Origin of the sequence: Thermoactinomyces sp. DSM 45892 (genome assembly GCF_900107305.1) — a bacterium.
Lineage (GTDB): Bacteria > Bacillota > Bacilli > Thermoactinomycetales > Thermoactinomycetaceae > Baia.
In genome coordinates this window covers 1-2112 of the sequence record NZ_FNPL01000038.1, presented here as the reverse complement: position 1 = coordinate 2112, position 2112 = coordinate 1, and the positions used below count along the sequence as shown (strand labels likewise).

The window sequence follows — 2112 nt, the reverse complement described above, 5'->3', positions numbered from 1 at the left end:
TGGCTCTCTATGAAGAAGATATTAGTGGGACACCAGCAGAATTAAGTCCTCTTCCTGTACAATATGCAGACTTTGCCCAGTGGCAAAGAGAGTGGTTGAAAGAAGACGTGTTGGAGCAACAACTCCAGTACTGGAAAGACGAACTGTCAGGTGATTTACCGATCCTACAATTACCAACAGATCGCCCTCGTCCAGCGGTTCAAACCAATCGAGGTAAGATGCACCAAGTTCTCTTATCACGCCCATTACGAGAGAAACTAAAAGAGATGAGTCGTCAAGAAGGTTCGACCCTTTTCATGACCCTGCTTACGGCGTATCAGAGCTTTTTATCTCGTTATACTGGACAGGAAGATATTCTGGTGGGAAGTCCGATTGCCAACCGGAATTACAGAGAGATTGAAGGATTGATTGGTTTCTTTGTAAATACACTGGTATACCGGGCTGATATGACAGGAAATCCGACCTTCCAAGAGCTGTTGTCTCAAGTGCGTGAAAAAGCGTTACGGGCTCATGAGTATCAAGATGTTCCGTTTGAAAAAATCGTAGAAGTCGTGCAGACCGAACGGAGTACGAGTCATTCTCCGATCTTCCAAACGATGTTTACCATGCAAGATACTCCTAGGAAACAACGTGAGCTTGTGGGAAGAAGCTTGGAAATGGTTGAGATTCATACCTCGATCGCGAAATTTGATTTAACGCTATCGATGGCAGATTCGGAAGAAGGATTGTTCCTTGCCTTTGAATATAATACCGATCTATTCGACCCTTCTACGATTGAACGGATGACCGGACACTTTGAAAACTGGTTGAACGAAATCGTACATCATCCAGATGCACCGCTATCAGGGTTAACCCTGATGTCGAAAGAGGAGCAGAAACAGTTACTAGAAGAATGGGACGATACGCAAGTAGAGTATCCATATGAGGGCACGATTCATGAACGGTTTGAAGAGCAGGTTTTACGTACACCAGAAGCCGTCGCTGTGGTGTATGAAGATAGACAGCTGACCTATCGAGAGTTAAATGAACAGGCGAATCAATTGGCTCACTATCTACAGAAACGCGGAGTGGGACCTGAGTCACTGGTTGGATTATGTGTCGAACGTTCTCCCGAGATGATGATCGGACTCTTGGGGATCTTGAAAGCTGGAGGGGCCTATGTTCCTCTTGATCCAACCTATCCGGAGCAACGACTGCAGTATATTTTAGCGGATGCAGGGATTCAGTTGGTTGTAACGCAGGAGAGTTTACTAGAATCAAGCTGGCTTCCAGAAGAGATTCAAGCGGTTTGCTTAGATCGAGATCAAGAAATGATTGTACAAGAGAGTACTCTTTCTCCAGTAAGCGGAGTGACAGCAGAGAACGTAGTGTATGTCATCTACACATCCGGTTCTACTGGGAACCCGAAAGGCGTTATGGTAGAGCATAGAGGAGTATGTAATCTGGTACATGCCCAAATTGACTTATTAAATTTGAACCCAGCAAGTCGAGTGATTCAGTTTGCTTCTCTATCATTTGATGCTTCTGTATTCGAGATATTTGCTACCTTCATATCAGGGGCCACTTTATATTTAGGTAATCAAGAAGATATGATACCTGGACAGTCAATGATTCGATTGTTACAAGACAATTCTATTACGCATGCAACTTTACCTCCGCCTATATTGAGTGCCTTGGATAAATCATTGTTTACAGATTTGAAAGTAGTGGTCTCTGCAGGTTCTGCTTGTACAAAAGAGTTGGTTGAACGATGGGCTCGTGATTGCACATTTATTAATGCATACGGACCTACAGAAGGAACTGTTTGTGCAACAGCCCATGAGTTTAACGGCAACGATAGCCCGCATATTGGGCGTCCGATTGCGAATGTAGAAGTATTTGTACTCGATCAACATGAACAGATCGTCCCAATTGGAGTGGCCGGGGAGCTGTACATCGGAGGAGCAGGACTAGCGCGTGGATATCTAAACCGGCCGGAATTGACTGAGGAGCGTTTCGTTCCGCATCCATTTAAAGTAGGAGAACGCTTATATCGGACAGGGGACCTTGTAAGATATCTTCCAGATGGGAATCTGGAGTTTATGGGGCGAATCGATCATCAAGTCAAAATCC

Annotated in this window: 1 protein-coding gene; it reads left to right on the top strand. The window is 44.7% G+C overall.

Going from position 1 to position 2112, the window contains the following annotated elements:
- On the top strand, window positions 1-2112 hold a 2112-nt coding region (locus BLU58_RS15880; protein ID WP_143123826.1), incomplete at both ends, for a non-ribosomal peptide synthetase.